We start from the raw sequence: 13,439 nt of genomic DNA, 5'->3' as shown, positions 1-13,439 counted from the left end.
GGACTGGGTGTGCGTTAGCGCTTGTCAGCCGTTCGCAGCACGTACCCCACGCCGCGCTTGGTCTGAATCAGGGCGGGGAGGGAGGCATCAATATCCACCTTGCGGCGAAGATAGGAAATGTAGGATTCCACAATGGAGGCGTCGCCGTTGAAATCGTACTCCCATACGTGGTCGAGGATCTGGGCCTTGGACAGCACACGGTTGGGGTTCAGCATCAAATAACGCAGCAGCTTGAACTCGGTGGGGGACAGTTCCACGGTCTTGCCGGCGCGGCGCACCTCGTGGGCATCGTCGTCGAGCTCCAGATCGGCAACGCGCAGTACCGCGTCATCGTCCTCCGTGGGCTGGGTGCGGCGCAGAACCGCACGGATGCGGGCCACCACCTCATCCAAACTGAAGGGCTTGGTGACGTAATCATCGCCGCCAACTGTCAGGCCTGTGACCTTATCTTCGGTGTCATCGCGGGCCGTCAAAAACAGCACAGGGAAGTGCCGCCCGGCTGCACGCAACCGGCGGGTCACGGTGAATCCGTCCATGTCCGGGAGCATGACATCCAGAACGGCCAGGTCAGGATTGTGCTCCTCAGCAGCAGCCAAGGCATCGCGGCCATTGGCGGCGGCGATAACCTCAAACCCGGCGAAACGCAGGGAAGTGGATAGGAGCTCACGAATATTGGGCTCGTCGTCAACAACGAGCAGCTTGGCTTCAGGTCCAGTCTTTTTCACCATTTCAGTCTCCGACCATTAGCTGGGAATACGCTGGATATTCCGTGGGTATGTACTGTCAGCTTACGCCCAGTTAGTTCCCAGCTGCTAGTAGGGAACCCGAAAGATCTCTTGATGTTTTCCAGCCGGCGCCGTTTTCGGCAGCACCAGACGCTTGCGGAATGCCGTATCCCCAGTCTCCTCACACCAGCGCAATAGCTCCGTCCGCATGCGTTCGAGCTCCGGCGCGAAAGCATTTTCCACGGCCAGGTTGCGCTGCTCTTGCGGATCGGCGGCCAGATCATGGAGCTGCTCTCGGTATTGTCCCCACCCGTATACCGTGTATTTCCAGTGCCCCAGGATGAGCGCCCGGCCCGATGTTCGTGCACCGGGCAATGCTGCTGCGTCCGCGAACGCTGTTTCCACCACCACCGGATTCCCGTCCCGCTGCAGTGCTGATGGTGCGGCGAGGCCCTCCGGCACCTGTATTCCCGCGATTTCGCACAGCGTAGGTAGCAGCCCCAGCACGGCTGCCACAGGCTCAGTGACAACCGCTGCGGGCCGCCCTGGCACCTGCACCAGAAATGGCACCTTAATGCATTCCTGGTACAGGGCAGTCTTTTGGTTCCAGCCGTGCGACGCGTCGCCGTCACCGTGGTCACTGACAAATATGACGGAGGTACTCGCCACATCAATCCCGTCCAGCAGCTGCCCAATGCGTTGGTCAACGCGCTGAACCAGTGCGGCATAGGTGGCGCGGTAGCTGCGCCAGTCATCGGGACTGAATCCAGCCGTGCCGTAGAGACGTGCCGCTGCAACCTGTTCCATGGCTGGTGCCTCAGAGGCGTAGGGCGCCTTATAGAAGTTAGCCGGCAGCGGGGGAGCCTCAGCAACGGCGGCGGCTGGCACATCCCCGTAAGGCATGGGCTGAGAACGGGCGTATTCGCAAATGGTGTGAGGATCGTCAAAGGATGCCACCAGTAGGAACGGGCGTTCGCCACTACGCTGCCCCAGCCAGTCATGGCACGCCTCCACCAGACCCTCGTCGCCGAAGGGGTGGATGGGGGCAAAGCCGTCATTCACGGAAGCGCTGGCCTGGAGGGCATGCCATTTGCCTGCGTAGGCACAGTCATAGCCCGCCGCGGTGAACCAATGGCCAAGTGACTGTGAACCGTGGCCAGGCTCGGAGCGCGGAGCAGCATCTGCAGACTTATTGTTCATGATGCCCAGCTGGTGCGGATATTTTCCGGTAATCATGGAGCTGCGGGCCGGCACGCACAGCGGAAACGGCGTGTAGGCCTGGGTAAAAACCGTGGAGACAGACGCTAACCGGTCAAGGTTGGGCGTTTTGAAATGCGCGTCGGTGGAACGGCTGCGTGCCAGTGCGTGGGCAGCAAACTGGTCGGCCATGATGAGAAGGATGTTCATAGTTGCACTCCCAACTTAGTGTTTGCCAATACTTTCAGTGCTTGGTCGCCGTTCCATGAATGGCCCGCCGCTGCCAAGGCGTTTGAAAGGCTCCCCGCCCAGTGCCGGATTGCGGAGGGATCGGTGATGTTCTCTAATTCGAATGGATCTCCGGCCAGATCAAACAGCTCTGTGGACAGCCCGGAGGCTGGCTGGAAACGGGCAATGAACTTGGTGGAGGCTGTGCGCAACCCCCGGATATCTACATCGGAACTGTTGCGCGGGTAGTAGAAATACAAGGACGACGGCGTACCCAGATTCCCAGCTTCACCCCCCTGAGCGCCACCCCCTTGGGCCTCGCCACCGTGGGCGAGTAACGCAGGCGAGACATCGGTGCCGTGCATTGCTGCGGGGACTTGCTCGCCCAGTCCGAGCAGTCCCAACAGAGTAGGTGCTATGTCCACACTGGATATCCCCACACTGTCCGCGGCAGAGGAGGTCAGGCGCCCGGGCCAGCGCATGACCCACGGTATCCGCATGGACTCTTCGTACGGCACATTCTTGTAGATAAGGCCCTGGCTCCCCATTTGCTGGCCGTGGTCCGAGGTAAAAATGACGAGTGTGTCCTGCGCCAGATGCAGAGCGTCCAGGGTTGCCAGCAACCGTCCCACCTGCGCATCGATGGCAGAAACGGCTGCGTAATAGAGGGGTGCAATAGTGGCGGCCTCGCGCCCGGCGGGGGAGTCGAGGTCCACGTTGGGACGGTTCAATAGCTCTGCGGGGGGAAGGGCGCCGTAGCTGGTGTTGTGCACCAGCGGCAGCTGATCGTAGGGCTGGTGCGGTGGGTTCCAGGAAACAGCCAAGGCAAAGGGCGTCCGGTCCGCATCCCCGGAGGCCATGGATGCGGCGCGTTCTAGAAAGCCAATGGCCACGTCCGTTTCATGGGCGGCTGACCACCCGGCGACGTTAGTGCGCTGGTGCCGTCCGGCGTCGGAGGTCCAATAGTGAGGGGTGAGGTGCTCATCGCAACAGCCGTAGGAATACCAAAAATCAAAGCCGTGGCGGCGATCCGGCGGCGACCAAGCATCCCAGTACCGCCCATCTTCCAGCGGACCGGTGCCGTGGATGGCATCCTCGGGCACTGGGGCCTCCAAATGCCACTTGCCAATGTAGCCGGTGTTGTATCCGGCATCCCTGAGTGCCGAAGCCCACGAGGGGGCATCCGGGCGTAAGCCAACGCCCCAAGTGGCGGTCTGCGAGTTCACATTGTGGGTGACCCCGTTCGCGTCCGGATATTGCCCACTGATCATCATGGCCCGGTGCGGACTACACACCGGGTAGCTGCTGACAGCGTGGGCCAGGGATACGCCGTCGGAGGCCATGGCATCCAGATTAGGGGTGGAAACAGGGTCGCCGCCCGGCTCCAAGCACATGGCCCGGAACTGGTCGGCGACAATGAACAGCAGGTTGGGAGTGGGCACTACTTGCCCATTCCCAAGGTCAGGCCCTCCGTGAGCCGGCGTCCCAGCCAGATGTAGATGGCCAGCATGGGCAGGACTACGATGCAGAGGCCGGCGAAGAGTCCGCCCCAATCAGCACCTGAATAGGTTTGCTGCTGCACAAAGGAAATCAACGCAACGGGCAGGGTGTACTTTTCGGTGGACTGGATCAGTGTCAGCGCCAGTAGCGTTTCATTCCAGTGCGCTACCACCTGCAGAACAAATGCGGTCAGGATGCCTCCCTTGGCCAGTGGGAGGGTGATCTGGACGAAGGTGCGCAGGGCAGTGGCGCCGTCGAGAGCGGCGGCCTCCTCCATCTCCATGGGCAGGCTGCGGAAGAACGCCGTCAGCAGGAATACGGTGAACGGCATGGAACCGGCAATGTAGACCAAGTTCAGCCCAATCAGGCTGTCCGTCAGGTAAACCTTGTTCAGCATCACGAACAGCGGGATCAAGATGACCTGCGCCGGGATACCCAAGCCAAGGATGAAGTACAGGCTCAGCCCGTTGGTCAGGCGGCTTTCAACACGGCTGAGGTAGTACGCCGCGGGTGCTGCAAGAGCCACCGTTATAAACGAGGACACAGCAGTGGTGATGACAGAATTGAACGTTGCTGTGGCAAAGTCACCAACAGTCCAGGCCCGCACGAAGTTGGAGAAGTCTAGGCTTTCCGGCATTCCCCAAGGGCTGGAAAGGATAGAACGGGTGTCGCGGAATGCCTGCAGGACCATCCACAGCAGCATGGCGATGCTGACGGCAACCACAGCCCACAACAAGAACACGCCGATGCTGCGGATGATGTTGCTTTCAGCGCGCAGGGCCGGGCTGACGCCGCGGTAGTTCTTGCTGCGCTTCTTCCCGGGCGTATCGGTGCGTGAATCCGGTGCCTGATTCGGTACCTGGTCGGGTGCGGTGAGAGTAGACATGGGCTGATCCTTAGAATTCAACGGCGTCACGGCGCATAGCGCGGCGCAGGAACACCACGAGGACGGATACCAAGGCCAAAGAGATGATGGCCGAGGCGGTGGCCGCCCCATAGGCAGGTGTGGACTGGCCGGAAAAGGCCGTGACGTACGTGTACACGGCGGTGGTCCAGCTCTGTGTGGGTGGAATACCGGCACCGCTGCTGCCGCCGAATACCCAGATGATCTCAAAGATCTTCACGGAGGAGATGGTCCACAGCACAGCGCAGGTGCCAAACACGTCCCAGGTTAGGGGCAGAATCACATACCTCAGACGCTGCCATGCATTGGCGCCGGCCAGGGCGCAATCCTCGTAGTAGTAAGGAGGAATGCGATCTACACCAGCCATCAAGATGGTGGTGAAATAACCGGTGGTGGTGGCCACCAGTGTGGCCATGATGAGCGGGAAGATGTTGTCTTGGGCCAGCCAAGCGGGTGGTTCAGTGACACCAAAAGGCTTCAGTAGAGTGTTGACCATGCCGCCCGGGTTGAAGATGAAGCCGGCCAGTACGCCGAAAACGAGGGCATTGATCAGGTGCGGGAAGAAGATGACGTTGCGGACAATCTTTTTCCCGGCCATATCCCGCAGCACCAACGTCATGGCGAAGGCAAGGATGAAGATGGCAGCACCAACCACGAACAACAGCAGGAGTGTGTTGCCAAAGGACTTCATAAACAGATCGTCTTGGAATACCCTGATGTAGTTCTTCACACCTACAAACTTCATGGGGCCGGAGCCGGCCCATTCATGCAAGCTGATCCAGGCCGCGCCGATGGCGGGAATAATGAACAGAAGCGTGTAGACAATGAAGGCGGGGCCAACAAACGGTACAAGAAGCTTGCGCCGCTGACGGTCAATGCTGCTGCCACCCTGCCCCCTCTCCGCGGCTGCTGCCGCGGAAAGGGAGCGGCGGGTTGTGGTGCGTGACATTAGCTGTTGTCCTTCCAGTACTGAACCGTTGCGGTTTTCATCTTTTGGACGAATTCTCCAGCGTTGATCTTGCCAAGGAACAGCTCATCGTTGATGGGCCAGAAGACTTTCTCAACGTAGCCGGGGGCCGTGACGCCGTCGTTCTGTAGGTAGATTTCTTTGGCCCCGTCAATGGACTTCTTCACAGATGCCATTTCCGGAGAGGTGGCTGCATCGGTGCGGATAGGCAGGACTTTAGCTTCGGTGCCGTAGGCGTCCTGGTAGTCCTTCTTCAGCAAGAAGGTGGCCAGTTTCTGAGCCAGTTCCGGGTTCTTGGCTTTTTTGGGAATGGCCCAACCGCCAAAGTCTGCGCGTACCGATGCTGGTTGTCCGGCTTCGGCAGGGAATGGAAAGGATGAGAATTTGAAACCTTCGGAAGCGTAAGTACCTGTTTCCGTCGGGATCCAGGAACCGTTGAGCATGAGCTCGGCTCCACCCGTGGCCCAAACCTGCTGCTGGGCAGGCCACTTGCTGGCGTTATAGCCCTTGATCAGATAATCGCCCTTGACAACTTGTTCAACCCTCTTGGCTGCGGCCAAGACATTCGGAGCATCCCAAGCGGCGCCTGTCTTATCCTGGACCACCTTCGCGAAGGAGCCTGCTCCGTCGGTGCGCACCAGTGCGGTGGTGAACCACATGGAGTTGTAGCCGCCAATGTCGCCGTCGGCTGCCAGCGGAACCTTGCCCTCTGCCTTGTACTTATCTAATAGTGCAATGAAGTCATCCCATGATGCCGGCGGAGCGGTCTCCAGCTCGGGGTGCTGCGCTGCGTCAAACCAGAAACCATCCGATGTGAGGCTGTAGGGCAGCATCCAGGGCGTCCCGTCAGCATCGAGAATGTTGTTCGCAGTAAGGTACTTTTTCGGAATCAGATCGGAAACTTTGGTGCCCTCAACCTCAGCGGCATAAGCATCGCCCAAGGGAAGAGCCTGTCCGGTGTCGCCCAGAATAGGGGCCAGCTTGGCGTAGGAGCCATCAACAATGTCAGGGACATTGTTGGTATTCAGAGCGGGGACGAGCTTTTGGACGTTGGAACGTCCCTGCCACTGGACGTTGACAGTTGCGCCTGTTTCAGCTTCAAAATCCTTAATGGCGCGGGCAATAATCAGTTGCTGCTGCTCGCCCTCTTTCCACATGGACCAGTACGACAATGTACCGCCCTCTGTGCCGCCATCTCCTGCTGAACCGTTGGTGCCGCCACCACAGGCGGAGAGTGCCAAGGCTGCGCCGGCCATCACGGCCAGTGTCCGTGCAAAACGGAATTTGGTTGTCATTGCGTACACCCTTGCTAGAAGTAATTGTGCCCTGCGTGGAGTTGTGCTCTGCGTCACGGGCCAGTGAGAATACTCAAACAGTGAATAAAGATAGGATTCAATGAGTACTTAGAGTTATCTTTATCTTAGTTTTACCGCTACCCTCAAGGCGTTGACCCATAACTCGCGCATTTAATGGGTAGTGACGCAAAGGTGCGGTGCAGGCTACAAGAGGAATATGCAAAGTACTCATATATTCCTCTCTTATACCTTTGGCAGACTCAAGCGCAGCAGTAGCTGGAGAGGGAACATTGAAGAACACATCACAGGGTAAAAGGATTCGGGACGCGGACACCAGAGAGCTGAAATTTCAAGCTCTGGCGGGCGATCTGCGCCGCGGCATACTGGCTGGGACCTGGGCCGTGGGTGCCAAGTTGCCCACCGAGGCTCAGCTGGCGGCCGAGACCGGCATGTCTCTGACCACTGTGCGCCGGGCCTATGAGGAACTGGAAACGGAACGGTTCGTAGTACGGCGCCAAGGCGCAGGTAGCTTTGTAGCTGAGCGCCAGCCTGCCCGGCGACGTTCTCGCTTTACGGTGGGTGTTCTCCTGCCAGACACTCAGCTCTATTACCCACGGGTGCTGCAAGGCATTGAGGAAACGCTCTCAAGCCACGATGTCAGCTTGCGCTTGGCTACCTACAACTATGATCCTGCGCGGGAAGATTCAAGTATCCAATTCCTGATCGACTCTGGGGTTGACGGGCTGATCCTGGTGCCCACACTGGCAGGGATTGCGGATCCGAAACAGCGGGTGCGTGAATTGAGTTCGCTCAATGTCCCGGTGGTTTTGCTCGAGCGTAGTCTGATGGATTTGGGCCCAGGGGATAGGACTGAGCATGTTTGCTCGGACCATCAAGGTGGTGCATACGACGCCGTCACCCACCTTTTGGAGTTGGGGCACCCAACGGTTTCCCTCCTGACCAGATCCAACACGCCAACCGAGGCAGCCATTGTGGAAGGTTATAAGCGTGCGGCGGCAGATCTGGGCTTCACTCCTCTGGTGCGCCGGGCGTTGAAGTCGGAGTGGGAATCAGGGGCGGCGGAGCAACTCCTCCAAGAAGTACTCTCCAGCGGTTCAGCAGCGGCCTTGGTCTTTGGTGATAGGGAGGCGGCCTTGCTTGAGGCGGCGGCTAGGCGGGCAGGGGTGGCAATCCCGCATGACTTGGCTTTGGTTTCTTATGATGATGAGCTCGCTGATTTGGCTGAAGTTCCCCTGACAGCGGTTGCACCGGCCAAGCATCGGATGGGAAAGATGGCGGCTGAAATCTTGCTGCGCCGACTGGTAGAAGGTGACGACTGCCCCGTCCATCAGGTACGGCTGCGGCCCAGGCTGGTTATCAGGGACTCCTGTGGAGCTAAACACGGCGCTGACACACGCGCCCACAAACTACAACAACGCTAATGAAAGAGAGTCAATCATGCGCTTGGGAATTATTGGGGCAGGTGCGGTGGCCGGATTTCATGCACAAGGAATTGCGGACATTGCGGGGCTAACCCTCACCGCGGTCTGTGACCTGAACGCGGAAACTGCCGGCAACGTTGCCCAACCCTGGGGGGCGAGCGTCTACACCGACTATCAGGAAATGTTGACTGGGGGGGTGGTGGACGCGGTTGTTATTAACACCCCGCACAGCCTGCACAAGGACATGGTGGTGGCTGCCGCATCCCATGGCGTGCACGTGCTGGTGGAAAAGCCTATGGCCACCACGCTTGAGGACGCCAAGATTATGGAGGCGGCCTGCGAGGCAGCCGGGGTAGTCATGGTGGTGGGGATGATCCAGCACTTCATGGCTGAAAAGCTGGCCCTCATGGCGGCGCTTCAGAGCGGTGTCCTGGGCCGGGTGCTGATGATCCACGATTACCGAAGCACCGACTACCGTCCAGGGTCCCGCCCAGACTGGTTCTTTGATAAAGCTGTTTCCGGCGGCGGCGCCTTTATCAACATCGGTGCACACTGCCTGGACCGGAGTTTGTGGATTGGCGGTGCGCCCGCCGTGCGGATCACCTCGAGCACGTTGAACCGATTCGGCGCACCCGTTGAAACTGACGGGACCATGGAATTGCGCCTCGCCAATGATGTGCAGCTACGCATCACTATTGTCTCCGACACTCCGGAAAACATCGATGAAGTACTCGTGGTGGGCGAGCGGGGCACCATCACTGCTGATCCACGCAGAGGTACTTTCATGAAGATCGACGGCGTCCGCACAGTCCTGCACACAAGCTCGGCAGATGATATTCAGAATGCCTTCACGGCCCAGCTCGCTGACTTTCACGCTGCCGTGCGCGGGGCTGCGCCAGCCGTCAGTGGCACGCACGCCAAGCACGTGGTCGAGCTGGTGCTGGCCGCCTACGAATCTGCTCAGAGCGGTGAGTCCGTTGAGTTGACACCGGCGTTGGTGCGCTGAGCTTTTCAAGTACGCTGAGCTTTCGCAAATACGGGGTGGAGTGAAGACGGGGCCACCCCGCGAGAAGGGTGTATTTATGCAGCCGTTTCGCGGGTTGGCCCCGTCTTCAGTGGAGCGTGTTATGTCCGGGTGGTTAGCGCTGCAGGCTCAGCTCCACTGTCCGGCCCAGCAGTGTTGCCACCCGTACTGTGACCACCGTGTTGCCAGCTGCATCGCGTGAGAGAGTGGCGCCTGTTCCACCCGTGACGCGGCGGTATTTTGTGCCCTTGAGCGTGATCGCCAAGTACTCGGCAGCATGGGTGGGGTCAGCTACCGCGAGACGGCCGTGACCTGGATTACCCGAATAAAGTACACACGCGGGTCCATTGGCAAAAATGTTACCTACCCAACCTGCCTGCCAGAACACTGCTGCGGATTCCTTGTGTCCTAACGCAACGCCTTGTCCTACAGTGTCATTGCGCAGGATGCGCGGTGCCTTGCGAGCTGCCTTTTCGGTAGTCTTGGCAGTGGCTCCCGGTAGCAGTGCGTAGGCGTAGCTGGCCTTTTTCGGTTGTTTTCCGTGGTCTATGAGCAGCGTGGCGTATTCACGCTGGATGATATCTGCGGGGCCGCCGCTATTGATATTTTTCCACGCCCCCGTGCGCTGTTCGCGCAACACTGTCAGTGCGGTGCTACCCAACAGCAGGTAGCCGCCGGTCCCTTCCACGTGGGCCCATTTCGGGTTTTTGTGGATGCTCGGTGAGCCGGCTGCGGAAGCCACTCTGCGGCCGTCGAGGGTGATCTTCTGGCCTCCCGCAGGGCCCAGATTGCGGTGCTCCACAACGGTCTCCACCCTAGCCTCTGATGGCGAGTGGATGCCGGCCCCGAGCGCCACTACCATGTCCGGGGCGTAAAACCAGGCCTTGCGTGCCTGCATGCCGGTGCCACCCGGGGCGAGGAGGTGCATGCCCACAGCGCCACTGGTGCCCAGGCTGACTCCTCCGGTCCAGTCGTTCCCAGGCGTACGCTCTCCCCACTGCCCCTCAACTCGTGGGGGCAGGGGGGTGGTGTCCACCGTGGTCCCTGGTAGCTTGGCCAGATTTGCGGTGGGCCAGAAATTGTCGTCAAAGTGGTCCGCTTTACCCGTGTACAGGTAGGTCATGCCGGAACCGGTCTGGGCTCCTAAATCATTCTCGCCGTTGCCACACTCATACCAGGCGATGCGGTTGCTGCACAGGCCTAGGCTGAGCGCCCAGCCGCTTCCACGGTAAACGGAGCGGTCCATGCCTGCAAAGAAGCTGTGCCCGGAATTCTCAGCGAGTGGACTTACGTGTGCAGCTGCCAAGTCCTTCAGCAGTGCTGTGCGGGGGATCGACGCCCCCGTCATGGGGTGTTCAAAGGTGTTGCGTGAGATCCAGCCCTGGCAGAGCCTGCGCCAGCGCTTGGCAGTGGCAGGGTCCACAGCGCGGGCCAGCCACAGGATCGCTTCAATGGCCATGTCACCATTGTCGTAGCTGCGTTCCTGCGTGCGTGAGATGGCGCGGCCGCGCACAGAATCCATCATCTGGCCATTGTGTATGAACGGCGCGAAGGAATCCTCGACGGTCTTGAACAGGATGTCCCGGCTGGGATCGGAGACGGCGTGCTCGGATTCGCTGAGCAACGAGAACAATTTAGAAAGCCCACTGAGCAGTACCAGCCCATACGTTCCCGTGTACGCGATGGTTGAGTGCTGCACAAACGAGCCGTCGTCAAAGAATCCGTTGCCGCTGGTAACGTACTGCCATACCGGACTCAGTGCATTGATGGCCTGTGCCAACCGGGCCGGGTCATGGCCAACAATGGCGCGGATGATGCTGCCCTGGCAGATGTCCACACGGTTGGCTCCTTCGGAGAGGATAGGCCCGCGCTCTGCCGAGAACTGCTTGGTTGGATCCGGAATGAAATGATCCACGGCGGCCATATACCGTCCCAGTAGTTCCACCGGGACGTGCGATCCCAAGATTGCCAGAGCATCACCCAAGGGACGGGGAACACCGATTTCCCAGTTCCACCAGTTGCCGAATTCCGGTTGTGAGGTGTTGTAAATCAATTTGTTGCCATCTTCCAAAGCGGCCAGCAGATGATGGAGAAGTTCGGCATTGCCCTCATGCGCTGACCCCGGGGTGGCCCACGCCGTAGCCATTTGAGCCAGCCGCTTGTACGTGGTGACCATGTGGGTATCAGCACTGAACGCGGCGTCCGAAAAAATCTGCACACGGTTACCGACGGGTAGTAGCTTGGAAATTGAGGAGGTCACCTCGGTGTCTAGTCGGACTAGCGCTGTTTCAAATTCGGGATCGCCGGCCGTGATGAGCTTGCGGCCCGTGATCTGATTAACCCAGCGTTCCCGCAAGGCATCAAGCTCCGGAGCCGTGGCGGTCTCCGCGGCCTGAGCCAGCGGAGCAAAACCGCCCGTAAGAAGTCCGGCGAAGGTCAAGGCTCCAGCGCCTTGTAGAATGTGCCGTCTGGTCAGTCCATGCGTCATGGCAAGTTTCCTTTACTCCACGGGCGCCGCACTGGATGCAGGGCCCTTTGATACCTAGCAGTACAGAAGCAGCGCAAGAGAGGAATAAAGGACAACTGGTAGGGACCAACCTTTCGGATAGTGCTTTTCTCGCTGCCGTTCCCCGTAGCGCGACGGGATTTTCTTTTCTTACACACCATCCCAATTGGGGCCCGTGAAGGCGCCGAGCGGATCCGCGGCTCCTGTCACAGACCCCAGGGTCACGGCCCGCAACGGACTGTGCTGGCCCGCACCGGCAACCGGGAGCGCTGCGCCATCAAACTCCGGTACCCCATGCTTGGCAAACCAGCCAGCCAGCTGCGAACGCAAACCCACCAGCGCAAGGTGCGGGGCGGCGTCGTTCATTAAATTCCTGCGCTCACCAGGGTCGGCCACCAGGTCATAGAGCTCGTGCGGGCCGTGCGGGTGGCGGTGCACGTACTTGAATTCGTGGGTGCGGATCATCCGGACCGGGCCGTATTCGTCATAAACCACGACGGCGTCTCCCGCCCTCCCGGACGCCACCCCACCGGAACGCAGCAGCGGGGCAAAGGATGAGCCGGGCCCCGTTTCAAACGGTGCCGGGTCCACGCCGACCAGGTCCAGGATGGTGGCTGCGATGTCGTACGCGGAGAGCAGCTCGTGACGGATAAGGTCGGGGGCAATGCGTCCGGGCCAGTTGAAGATGGCAGGAACCTTGACAGAGGAGTCGTACATGTTCTGCGGGAACGTGCCGTTGCCCTTGCCCCACACGCCGTGGTGGCCGCAATTGAAGCCGTTGTCGCTGCTGAAAATGACAAGGGTGTCCTCACGCAGGCCCAGCTCCTGAAGGTGCGCCATGAGCCGCCCAATAGCCGCATCCATGGCGCTAACGGCGGCAAAGTAGCCCACTAGGGCGCCCCGGACGTCCGGTTCCCCGCCAATCGCCACCCCGTTCACGGTAGGCTGCCACGGGTGCGGCTCCTCCTGCGGGCAGCTCTCGAAGGCGCAGTCCGCGTACAGGTCCTCGAACTCTTTGGGGTGCTGGCCCTTCCACGGTTTGTGCGGTGCCGTGTAGTTCACAGCCAGGAAGAACGGCTCCACTTCTCCAGGTCGGGCTGCAGCTGATTCCTGCCGCCGGGCACCTTCCCGTGCCAGGAAGGCGAGGGCGTCCTCGGTGATGGCGTCGGTCAGGTAGGTGGTGGTTTCCTCGCGCTCGCCGTTGCGGTACATGGTGGCGCCGGTATACGGGCTGCCGCCGCCTTCTAGTCCGTACCAGTGCACAAATCCCTTGCGCGGGGCGTCATTGGCGCCCAGATGCCACTTTCCGGACAGTCCCATCCGGTAGCCGTGATCGGCCAACACGTCGGTGAAGATTTCCTGCCCGGCCAGATAATCCGGGGCCCCGGCTCCGACCTCCACTCCGGTGAGGTAGTCGTGGACGCCGTGTCGGGACGGGATCTGCCCCGTCATGAGGCTGGCACGGGCGGGGGAGCAGACGGGGGAGACGGCGAAGAAATTCTCCAATCTGGTGCCGTTGGCGGCCAGGGAATCCAGCACGGGAGTGTGGATGTCATCATTTCCGGCGCAGCCCAGCGCCCACGGGCCTTGATCATCGCTGAGGATGAAAATGATGTTGGGCTTGCTGGCAGGCTGGCCGGTCACGAGTGCT

The 13,439-nt window shown here is 60.1% G+C and carries 10 protein-coding genes; 2 read left to right on the top strand and 8 right to left on the bottom strand.

Annotated features, from left to right (window positions below; all coding sequences use genetic code 11):
* Window positions 1-14: 14 nt before the first annotated feature.
* The 6 genes from CVS29_RS03275 to CVS29_RS03250 all read right to left on the bottom strand — a co-directional run bounded on the left by CVS29_RS03275 (window position 15) and on the right by CVS29_RS03250 (window position 6,816).
* Window positions 15-725 (bottom strand): response regulator transcription factor, encoded by a 711-nt coding sequence (locus CVS29_RS03275; RefSeq protein WP_062294031.1) that lies wholly within the window; start codon window positions 723-725, stop codon window positions 15-17.
* An 87-nt stretch (window positions 726-812) separates the two neighbouring features.
* Complete coding sequence (locus CVS29_RS03270; protein WP_110104854.1) at window positions 813-2,132, bottom strand: sulfatase family protein; 1,320 nt, start codon at window positions 2,130-2,132, stop codon at window positions 813-815.
* The gene (locus CVS29_RS03265) at window positions 2,129-3,592 is read right to left on the bottom strand and encodes a sulfatase family protein (RefSeq protein WP_110104853.1); all 1,464 of its coding nucleotides are present in this window, start codon (window positions 3,590-3,592) and stop codon (window positions 2,129-2,131) included. Before CVS29_RS03265 ends, CVS29_RS03270 begins: the two co-directional genes overlap by 4 nt.
* On the bottom strand, window positions 3,592-4,536 hold the full coding sequence (locus tag CVS29_RS03260; protein WP_110104852.1) for a carbohydrate ABC transporter permease: 945 nt from the start codon (window positions 4,534-4,536) through the stop codon (window positions 3,592-3,594). The genes CVS29_RS03265 and CVS29_RS03260 overlap by 1 nt, the downstream gene beginning before the upstream one ends.
* Before the next feature lie 10 nt (window positions 4,537-4,546).
* The gene (locus tag CVS29_RS03255) at window positions 4,547-5,503 is read right to left on the bottom strand and encodes a carbohydrate ABC transporter permease (RefSeq protein WP_110104851.1); all 957 of its coding nucleotides are present in this window, start codon (window positions 5,501-5,503) and stop codon (window positions 4,547-4,549) included.
* Window positions 5,503-6,816, bottom strand: coding sequence for an ABC transporter substrate-binding protein (locus CVS29_RS03250; RefSeq protein ID WP_110104850.1), 1,314 nt, complete (start codon window positions 6,814-6,816; stop codon window positions 5,503-5,505). Before CVS29_RS03250 ends, CVS29_RS03255 begins: the two co-directional genes overlap by 1 nt.
* A gap of 290 nt (window positions 6,817-7,106) precedes the next feature.
* On the opposite strand from CVS29_RS03250, the gene CVS29_RS03245 reads away from it, so the two are divergent.
* A complete protein-coding gene (locus CVS29_RS03245; protein ID WP_110104849.1) occupies window positions 7,107-8,258 on the top strand; it encodes a GntR family transcriptional regulator in 1,152 nt (383 codons plus the stop codon).
* A gap of 16 nt (window positions 8,259-8,274) precedes the next feature.
* Window positions 8,275-9,264, top strand: coding sequence for a Gfo/Idh/MocA family protein (locus CVS29_RS03240; protein ID WP_218867984.1), 990 nt, complete (start codon window positions 8,275-8,277; stop codon window positions 9,262-9,264).
* A gap of 133 nt (window positions 9,265-9,397) precedes the next feature.
* Here CVS29_RS03240 and CVS29_RS03235 read toward each other — a convergent pair whose 3' ends face one another.
* Both CVS29_RS03235 and CVS29_RS03230 read right to left on the bottom strand, forming a co-directional pair.
* Window positions 9,398-11,770, bottom strand: a complete 2,373-nt coding sequence (locus CVS29_RS03235; RefSeq protein WP_110104848.1) for a polysaccharide lyase 8 family protein — start codon at window positions 11,768-11,770, stop codon at window positions 9,398-9,400.
* Window positions 11,771-11,938: 168 nt separating this feature from the next.
* Window positions 11,939-13,432 carry a sulfatase family protein gene (locus CVS29_RS03230; RefSeq protein WP_110104847.1) on the bottom strand — a complete coding sequence of 498 codons (1,494 nt, stop codon included), beginning with the start codon at window positions 13,430-13,432 and terminating at the stop codon, window positions 11,939-11,941.
* Window positions 13,433-13,439: the final 7 nt, after the last annotated feature.

The organism is Arthrobacter psychrochitiniphilus (genome assembly GCF_003185915.1).
Lineage (GTDB): Bacteria > Actinomycetota > Actinomycetes > Actinomycetales > Micrococcaceae > Specibacter > Specibacter psychrochitiniphilus.
Note: the sequence above shows the minus strand (reverse complement) of the source record. Positions and strands in the feature narration are given on the sequence as shown.

Bases quoted from the DNA above. Each gene is read 5' to 3' on its own strand.
- CVS29_RS03270 (WP_110104854.1), bottom strand. From the start codon at position 2,132: ATGAACATCCTTCTCATCATGGCCGACCAGTTTGCTGCCCACGCACTG.
- CVS29_RS03260 (WP_110104852.1), bottom strand. From the start codon at position 4,536: ATGTCTACTCTCACCGCACCCGACCAGGTACCGAATCAGGCACCGGAT.
- CVS29_RS03255 (WP_110104851.1), bottom strand. From the start codon at position 5,503: ATGTCACGCACCACAACCCGCCGCTCCCTTTCCGCGGCAGCAGCCGCG.
- CVS29_RS03250 (WP_110104850.1), bottom strand. From the start codon at position 6,816: ATGACAACCAAATTCCGTTTTGCACGGACACTGGCCGTGATGGCCGGC.
- CVS29_RS03240 (WP_218867984.1), top strand. From the start codon at position 8,275: ATGCGCTTGGGAATTATTGGGGCAGGTGCGGTGGCCGGATTTCATGCA.
- CVS29_RS03235 (WP_110104848.1), bottom strand. From the start codon at position 11,770: ATGACGCATGGACTGACCAGACGGCACATTCTACAAGGCGCTGGAGCC.